General features: G+C 58.0%; 7 protein-coding genes and 1 pseudogene. 3 read left to right on the top strand and 5 right to left on the bottom strand.

Annotated elements, in window-relative coordinates:
- Nucleotides 1–214: hypothetical protein (locus tag EJA72_RS29020; RefSeq protein WP_218574356.1), on the bottom strand; the 214-nt coding region annotated here is incomplete at its 3' end.
- On the opposite strand from EJA72_RS29020, the gene EJA72_RS07365 reads away from it, so the two are divergent.
- Entirely contained in the window at nt 213–656 is a 444-nt protein-coding gene (locus tag EJA72_RS07365) for a GNAT family N-acetyltransferase (protein WP_157710819.1), read from the top strand. The two genes, EJA72_RS29020 and EJA72_RS07365, sit on opposite strands and share 2 nt — an antisense overlap.
- On the opposite strand, the gene tauD is transcribed toward EJA72_RS07365, so the two are convergent.
- Together tauD and tauA are read right to left on the bottom strand one after the other, a co-directional pair.
- Nucleotides 653–1,486, bottom strand: coding sequence for a taurine dioxygenase (gene tauD, locus EJA72_RS07360; RefSeq protein ID WP_157710818.1), 834 nt, complete (start codon nt 1,484–1,486; stop codon nt 653–655). The genes EJA72_RS07365 and tauD overlap by 4 nt on opposite strands.
- A gap of 2 nt (nt 1,487–1,488) precedes the next feature.
- The gene (gene tauA, locus EJA72_RS07355; protein WP_157710817.1) at nt 1,489–2,475 is read right to left on the bottom strand and encodes a taurine ABC transporter substrate-binding protein; all 987 of its coding nucleotides are present in this window, start codon (nt 2,473–2,475) and stop codon (nt 1,489–1,491) included.
- Between the two features lie 211 nt (nt 2,476–2,686).
- On the opposite strand from tauA, the pseudogene EJA72_RS29175 reads away from it, so the two are divergent.
- Nucleotides 2,687–2,779: pseudogene (locus EJA72_RS29175) on the top strand (LysE family translocator); the annotation flags it as partial.
- Nucleotides 2,780–2,841: 62 nt separating this feature from the next.
- Nucleotides 2,842–4,401 carry a sensor domain-containing diguanylate cyclase gene (locus tag EJA72_RS07350; protein ID WP_157710840.1) on the top strand — a complete coding sequence of 520 codons (1,560 nt, stop codon included), beginning with the start codon at nt 2,842–2,844 and terminating at the stop codon, nt 4,399–4,401.
- Between the two features lie 63 nt (nt 4,402–4,464).
- Here EJA72_RS07350 and EJA72_RS07345 read toward each other — a convergent pair whose 3' ends face one another.
- Both EJA72_RS07345 and EJA72_RS07340 read right to left on the bottom strand, forming a co-directional pair.
- Nucleotides 4,465–5,790 (bottom strand): LLM class flavin-dependent oxidoreductase, encoded by a 1,326-nt coding sequence (locus EJA72_RS07345; RefSeq protein WP_157710816.1) that lies wholly within the window; start codon nt 5,788–5,790, stop codon nt 4,465–4,467.
- A 7-nt stretch (nt 5,791–5,797) separates the two neighbouring features.
- The gene (locus EJA72_RS07340; RefSeq protein ID WP_157710815.1) at nt 5,798–8,152 is read right to left on the bottom strand and encodes a TonB-dependent receptor; all 2,355 of its coding nucleotides are present in this window, start codon (nt 8,150–8,152) and stop codon (nt 5,798–5,800) included.
- Nucleotides 8,153–8,266: the final 114 nt, after the last annotated feature.

The following is an 8,266-nucleotide window of genomic DNA, read 5'->3' as shown; positions in this document are numbered from 1 at the left end:
AGTGAAACGATGCATCGCCGATGGTAGTGTGGGGTTTCCCCATGTGAGAGTAGGTCATCGTCAAGATTAAATTCCGAAACCCCAATTGCGCAAGCAGTTGGGGTTTTGTTTTGCCCGCAGGAAAGTTTCTGCGGCGCATGGATGGCAAATCAGAAGTTGCGAAGGGAATATCAGTCGGAGAGTATTGGGTCTCAACAATCAAAGAGACCGCCATGATCCGGCTAGCCACAGCAAACGACGAGCCCAACATCAGAGAGTGCGCCGAACAAGCTTACTCACAATATGTGGCAGCAATCGGCCGTAAACCAGCCCCTATGGTTGCTGATTACGCAGCGCAGATTGCTGCTGGTATCGTCTATGTTGCGACGGACGAGCAAGCCACCTTTCAAGGCTTCATCGTGTTCTACACCGAAGAAAGGCACATTCTGTTGGAAAATGTGGCAGTCCTGCCAAGTGCAGCCGGGCGCGGTGTGGGTAAATCACTGATTGGCTTTTGTGAAAGCACCGGCCGGCAATCAGGTATGACGGCCGTGCATCTGTACACCAATGAGATGATGACCGAGAACCTCCTCATTTACCCCAAGCTAGGGTATGCGAAAGTAGCGCAACGAACAGAGGACGGTTTCAATCGCGTCTATTTTGAAAAGCCTCTTTAAAACGGCACATCACCCAGGATAGTCGCCCTGTGCATGACTCTTCTGTGGGGACGGTAGTCATCTATCGCGTAGTGCTGGGTGATTCGGTTATCCCAAAACGCCACGTCGTTGGTTTTCCATTGCCAGCGAACCGTGAATTCGGGGCGGCTCACATGACTGAACAAGAAGGCTAACAGCACCTCACTTTCCTTTGCTTCAAGTTCATTGATGCGAGTGGTAAAGCCTTCATTGACGAACAGTGCCTTACGGCCGGTGGCGGGATGAGTCCTGATGACCGGATGGGACAGCGGCGGATGATCCTTCCGGGCTTTTTCATAACGCTCCAGCGCCTCGGGCGTACTGCCGAACCGCTCGGTTGGAAATGACTTGGTCAACTCATGAGTGGCCGTGAGGCCATCCAGCAACTGCCTGACAGGCGCGGACAAGGCTTCGAAAGCGGCCACGCCATTCGCCCATAACGTATCGCCGCCGAAGGCAGGCACTTGCCTGGCGGCCAGTACAGATCCCATCGCCGGTGCTGCCAGGAACGTTACGTCCGTGTGCCAGATCGCATTGTCGCGCACGTCCGTAATCGCGGTGTCGATCAACAGCAACTCCGGGTGCTGATCGACATGCGGATAAATCGGATGCCGGTGCAGGTCGCCGAAACGCGAGGCAAACCCCACGTGCTCGGCAGCCGTTATCGTCTGGTTTCGAAAGAACAACACCTGATGTTTCAGCAGCGCCTGCTCTATCCAGTGGCGTTCTTGTTCGCTCAAAGACTGGCGCATGTCCAGGCCTTCAACCTCGGCCCCGATGGTGGGGCCGAGAGGGCGAAGAGTCAGGCTCATTATTACTCTCCGATAAACTTGTCACTGACAAAGGACGCATAGTCAGGCAAAACCTTTTCGATTTTTCCCTGCTCTTTCAGAAACTCGGCAGTCTTGCCGATTTCCTTGGCGGTGCCGCCCGCGAGAAACTGCGCACTTTTTTGCTCCGAGGTCGTTGGGAAATATGATCCATCGAGCAGTTCAGGAATATCCGCAGCATTGGCGCCGGTCAGCCTGGCAATGCTCTTGACCGGTTCTGAAGTGGCTGTCCAGTCGTTCTTGTGTGCGGAATAGTCAGCAATTGCAGCGAGGCTGACTTTGGCAAAATCGGCAACGACCTTGGGGTTCTTTTCCGCGAAGTCTTTGCGAGCAACCCACACTTCAAAGGTCGGAGCTCCCCAGTTTGAGACCTCGGAAGAATCGGTGAGGATTTTGCCGGTCTTGCGAATTTCACCCAGCGCGGGCGACCAGGTAAATGCCCCGTCGATATCTCCACGCGCCCAGGCGGCTGTGATCTGAGCGGGTGTCAGGTTGACGATGTTGACCTTGCGCGGGTCGAGGTTCCAATGTTTCAGCGCTCCCAGCAAGCTGTAGTGGGAGGTCGAAACAAACGGCACCGCGATGGTTTTTCCGAGCAGATCCCCAGGATTTTTTATGCCACTGCCATCGCGGACAACCAAGGCTTCGGAACTGCGAATCTGTGCGCTGACAATGAACGCAACGAGTGGCATGTTGCGAGAAGCTGCAGCAGCCAACGGGCTCGAACCCAGGTTACCGATCTGCACATCCCCAGAAGCCATGGCCGCCAAAACGGCGGGGCCGGCATCGAATGCACGCCAATCAATTTTTTCGCCGATCCCTTTCTCATACTCACCATCGGCAATGGCGCGTTTGATGGGGTCAATGCCATTGATGTAGCCAATGGTCAGGTCTGCGCAATGTGCATTGAAAGAAAGTACAGCAAGGCCCAAAGCGGAGATGAGATACCCGGCGCGTTTCAGCGTTTTCATTGTTATGGATTCCTGAGCAGATAGGAGTAAGCAGCGCATTTTTGAATTCTCAGGCGCCGACCTGCTTAGATGTTAATGATCTATTAAATTTAGAATAAATAATTATATCGAATTAGCTTAGACGGCTTTCTCTTGGTGAAACACGACACAAGATTCTGTTTCCAGTCGTCTCCTGTAATATGCGACATCTTTCCCGTTACGAGTCTGGAAAATGGAATTTCACTCGATTCTTGCTTTTTCATGGGTTGCCGAAATGGCCATTGCCAGCCCGGGGCCTGCGGCCCTGATGGCCATCAACAAAAGCAGGATTCCATGCAAAGGTCTGCGAAGTAGTGCGTTCCTCCCTCCTATTGTTCTATCCGAATGATGCTCAGTAAGAGGCGCAGCACCTTAGCGGGCTTCATCATCCTGGCGATCAGCCTGGTTGGTTTTTCTGCCATGTTGCTGTTGAAGTCCGAGACCCAGCGCCGTGAAACACGGTTCTCGGAATACGTGCAGAACATCTCCGGCATCGTGCGCAATCAGCTGGATACCAACGAAGCGGTATTGGCAGGGTTCTCGGCGTTTCTTCAGGCGGTCGATCAGAGCGATACGCAAGCGACGGCCCGTTATGCCGCTGCGGTGTTATCCGCTTACCCACATATTTATATGCTTGAGGCCGCCAGGGCAGTTCCCGTCGCTGAGCAGGCTGCCTTTGAAGATCTCTTACGCCGGACCTGGCGTCCGGATTTCAGACTGAAGGACTTCCCTGGCCTTGCTCAGCAGCCTGCCCAGAACCAGGCTTTTCTGAACGAGACATGGCCGGTGTTGTTCATGTATCCGTTACTCCCGGAATCCAGTTCGATTTATGGCGTCAGGCTGGAAACCGTGGGGCATCTCTCCTACGCACTGGCGCGTACCTACAACAGTCAGAAGCCCGTCGTATCCCCCGTATTTTCGATGTACGAGGGCGGCAATGCGTACATCCTCATGCAGTCAGTCAGCAGGGTTGATCAAGGGCGGGAGAACACACGGCCTAACTTTTTCGGCAGCACCATGGTGTCCCTGCTTTTAATAAAAACAGGTTCGTTACTGGACGCAGTAAACGGCGCGAACACAGATACCCTGGTTCATATCGTCGCTGTCTTGAAAAACGGCGCAGGGACGGAGAGCACGGTTTTTTCGACAGAAACGGAGCAAGCCGGGTACCTGGACAAGTTGCTGTTGCCACGTCTTTCCGATCATGTCGAACTCAGAAGTTCTTCACAGCCAATGACGTTATCGTTCGAGCGTCAGCTGCGTTTTGGGGATGTTCTGACTGAAGAGACGCTCATCATCCTGACGATGCTCGCCGGCGCACTGGTGCTCATACCTTTGGTATTGATTCGGCATTTCAAGGCGATTGAAACGGCTGAGGTGGAGCACGAACGCTCGGCCTATCTCGCCAGCCATGACGTGCTGACCCAGCTCCCTAACCGCTATCTGTTCGCAGACCGTTTTGCTCAGGCTTATGACCATTGGAAAGAAAAGGGTGTGCCGTTCGCAGTCTTGCTGATTGACCTGGATCACTTCAAGGAAATCAATGACAAGCATGGCCACGATGTCGGCGACCAGGTGTTGCGAGCGGTCGCCACCCGAATGCTGCAAGCCACGCGCTCGTGTGACACCGTCGCACGGTACGGTGGGGATGAGTTTGTCATTCTCATTACCGGGCTGATCAATGCTGAAAGCGCAGAACAGAAGGCAATAAAGGTGCTGGAAACTGTCGCACAGAACGTCGCGACGAGCGTGGGGGTGATAACGATCTCGTGCAGCATTGGGGTCTCGCTTTGCCCGAATCATGGCCGGAATCTTGATAGGTTGCTCAAAGAAGCGGATCAGGCGATGTACAGCGTCAAGCAACTGGGGCGTAAGGGCGTGGCGATCAGCGAGACGCGCGTCGGTTGAGCCCGTTCCCGATGAGCTGAGGGGTAGGGCAGCCACTGGCTGCTCAGCCCCCAGCATCAGGGGCTAGCGCGTATACCGATTGCCCGGTCGCTCCAGACCCAGATGTTCGCGCAGGGTCGTGCCGCTGTATTCCTGGCGGAACAGACCGCGCTGTTGCAGCAACGGCACCACGCCTTCAACGAAATCATCCAGCCCTTCGGGCAGGAACGGCGGCATGATATTGAAGCCGTCGGCAGCCTGCTCGACGAACCATTGCTCCAGGGTGTCGGCGATGGTTTTCGGGGTGCCGATGACGGTGTGGTGGCCGCGCGCGCCGGCGATTTTCAGGTACAGCTGACGAATGCTCAGATTTTCCCGGCGGGCCAGGTCGATGAACAGTGCCTGGCGGCTTTGCATCGAATTACTCAGCGGCAACTCCGGTAACGGGCCATCCAGGTCATAGCCGGACAGGTCAAACCCGCCGGCCATGCCCGCGAGCAATCCAAGCCCGACCCGCGGCTCGACCAGGTCCTGCAACTGTTGGTATTTGTCCTCGGCTTCCGCTTGTGTTCGACCGATCACCGGCGAAATTCCGGGCATGATTTTTAGCTGATCAGGCCGGCGTCCGTAGCCGGCGAGGCGGCCTTTGACGTCGGCGTAGAACGCCTGGGCATTGCCCAGCGTCTGTTGCGCGGTGAACACCACTTCAGCGGTGCGGGCGGCGAGGGCCTTGCCCGGTTCCGAAGAGCCTGCCTGAATCAGCACCGGGTAACCCTGAGGCGTGCGAGGAATATTCAGTGGCCCGCGCACCCGGTAATGCTCACCCTTGTGGTTGAGCACGTGCAGCTTGTCGGGCTGGAAGAACACGCCGCTGGCTTTGTCTCGTACAAACGCTTCGTCCTCGTAGCTGTCCCACAACCCGGTCACGACATCGATAAATTCCTCGGCACGGGCGTAGCGGTCACCGTGCTCGAAATGCTGTTCCCGGCCAAAGTTCAGCGCCTCCAGATCGGTGGCCGACGTCACCAGGTTCCAGCCACTGCGGCCGCCGCTCAGGTGGTCGAGGGAGGCGAACTTGCGTGCCAGCAAATACGGTTCGTTGTAGCTGGTCGACACGGTCGAGACCAGGCCGATGCGTTCTGTCACGGCCGCCAGCCCCGACAGCAGAACCAGGGGATCGAACACGTCGCCGGCGGTGGTGTACTGCCCCAGTTCCGGTGATCCCATCAGTGCCAGGTTATCGGCGAAGAATATCGCGTCGAACTTGCCGCGCTCTGCGCTCACCGTCAGTTTTTTGAAGTGCTGGAAATCCAGCCCGCCGCCTGACCAGGCGCGAGGGTGACGCCATGCAGCCAGGTGATGACCGCTGCTCATGAGAAAGGCGCCAAGGCTCATCTGTGCTTGTTTCATAGTTACCTCAGAAGTCATAACGCAGGGTCACACCGGCGGTGCGAGGCTGGCCGGGCGATGCGGTGTAAAGGCCGTTGGAGCCGCTGCCGACCGCCAGGTAATACTCGCGATCGAAGGCGTTTTTGACCCACAGCGAGGCGTCCAGCAAGCCATCGCCATAGTCCACGCGAGCACCCACGGAGAAGTTCGCCAGGCCGTAGCCATCGATTTTCGACAGGTCGGAATTGTCCAGCGTGCCTTCGCTGTCGGAGCGATAGGCGTAGCTGCCCGTGGCGTAAGGTTCGATGCCGTCGATGCGCGGCCATTTGTATTCGCCGTTGACGTTACCGATCCAGCGCGAAGCGCCGGCCACGCGCTGGCCACTCAGGTCGCACGTGGCGGCCCCGGTGGTTTCTGCAGGGCAGGGCGCGTTCTTGAACGACAGGTAGGTCACATCGTTGAACGAGCCGTTGACGTTGAGCGTCAGGCCGCGCACCGGAACGGCAGTCGCCTCGAACTCCACGCCGCGTGAGCGCACCGAGCCGGCATTCGTCAGCAACTGGTAACCCGTGAGTGAACCGGGCGGCTGGTAATACGTAGTCGCCTGATAGCCATTCACACCGGTCCAGAACACGTTCGCATTGAGCTGCAAGCGATGGTCGAACAATTGGCTCTTAATACCCAGCTCAGCATCGTTCGCCCGTTCCGGACCGACCAGCAACGATTCCGCCCCCGCGCTTGGAGCCGAGCCTACGGCGAGATTGACGCCACCCGACTTCTCGCCGTGGGACAGCGAGGTATACCCGAGTACATCATCGGTAAAGTGGTAGCTCAAGTTGGCCAGAAACGATGGCGCCGCGTTGTGCATGTGCAGGTCGCCGCTGTCGTAGGCGCCGACCTGGCCCGCGCGTATCGCGTTGCCGTCCACCACACCGGGAATCACCACCGGTGTACCGCCGCCCGTAGGCGCAAAGCGCTGCACATTGGCGTCTTTTTCTTCGTAGGTGCCACGCACCCCGGCGCTGAAATCCAAGCGATCGGTCAGGTGCCAGGTGCCTTGGGCGAACAAGGCATAGCTCTCGGTATCGACCTTGCCATTGACCTTGCTGTTGACGTTGTTCAGCGCATTGAGGTTCGCGCCAATCAGGTTGAGATCCGCCAGCGGACCGAGGTTGGTGAAGATCCGGTTGCCCAGGTCCTGCTTGAAGGCATAAGCCCCCAGGACGTAATCGAAGTACTCGCCCTTGGGCGAGGCCAGGCGGATTTCCTGGGAAAACTGCCGGTCGTGCACTTCGTAGCCAAAGTCCTTGATCACCGGCACTTCCAGCTGGTCGGCGTCGTTGGCGGGGTTGAAATGCCAACTGCGGTAGGCACTGATGGAGGTCAGCGTGTAGCCACCGGCGAGGTTCCAGTTGGCTTCCACGGAGCTCGCGTTCTGATGCACGCTGACGTTCTGGCGCCCATCGATGTTGCTTTTGCCGACTTCGGGGTGGGCGCCGACCAGCGCAGCCCTGCGCCAGAATTGCGCGCCGGCACCGTAGATCACGCTGCTGCCGCTGCTGGAGTTTTCGCTGTTGTATTCATTGATCCAGCGCAGGCTGAAATCGTCGTTGGGCTTGAACAGCAATTGCCCGCGCAACCCTTCACGTTCACCGCCGAGCAACGTGCGGTCGTCATGCTGATTGTTCAGGTAGCCGTCATCCCGCGTGCGGTAGAACGACAGACGACCTGCCAGGGTGTCGGTCAACGGCCCGGACACGCTGCCTTTGCCTTGAAAATAACCGTCCTGTCCGCCCGACACTTCGAGGCTGCGCTCCGGGGTGAACGTCGGGGCGCGCGTCGTAATGTTCAGCACGCCGGCCGTGGTGTTCTTGCCGAACAAGGTACCTTGCGGCCCGCGCAACAGCTCCAGTTGCTCGACGTCCAGCAGGTCGAACGCCGCCATGCCGGGGCGGCCCAGGTAGACGTTGTCGAGGTAGATGCCGGCGCTGCCTTCGAGGCCATCGCTGGCCGGGTTGTTGCCAATTCCGCGCACGGCGAAACTGGACACCCGGGCATGCACGTACGCAACGTTAACGCTGGGCAATGCCTGTTGCAGGTCCTGAATCTTGTAGATGCGCTGGCTTTCCAGATTGGCGCCGCTCAGCGTGGTGATCGGCGTTGGTACGTCTTGCGACGCTTCTTCGCGGCGGCGGGCAGTCACCGTGACGTGCTCCAGCCGGGGCGTGGCGTCATCCGCCTGAGCGGCGGTATTTACCGGCGCGTCGCTGTCGCTGGCAGCAAAACTCTGGGTGGCGGACAGCACACCGGGCAGCGCCAGCCATAAGGAAAAGCTCAGCGGCTTGAGGCGATGGGCCGTGGTGGCCGAATAACGTAAAAGCATGGACAGAAGGCTCCTTGTTGCCGCGCGACGCTTGGGGTCGGGCACGCTAGGATTGCCATGCTAAGGAGTGTGTCGGTGAGAAAAGGGGCCTGCGCGGACAACCTATGGTCCGTC

Origin of the sequence: Pseudomonas sp. PB120 (genome assembly GCF_009761815.1) — a bacterium.
Taxonomy (GTDB): Bacteria; Pseudomonadota; Gammaproteobacteria; order Pseudomonadales; family Pseudomonadaceae; genus Aquipseudomonas.
The sequence above is the reverse complement of the archived record's forward strand: the minus strand, read 5'-3'. Positions and strand labels throughout refer to the sequence as shown.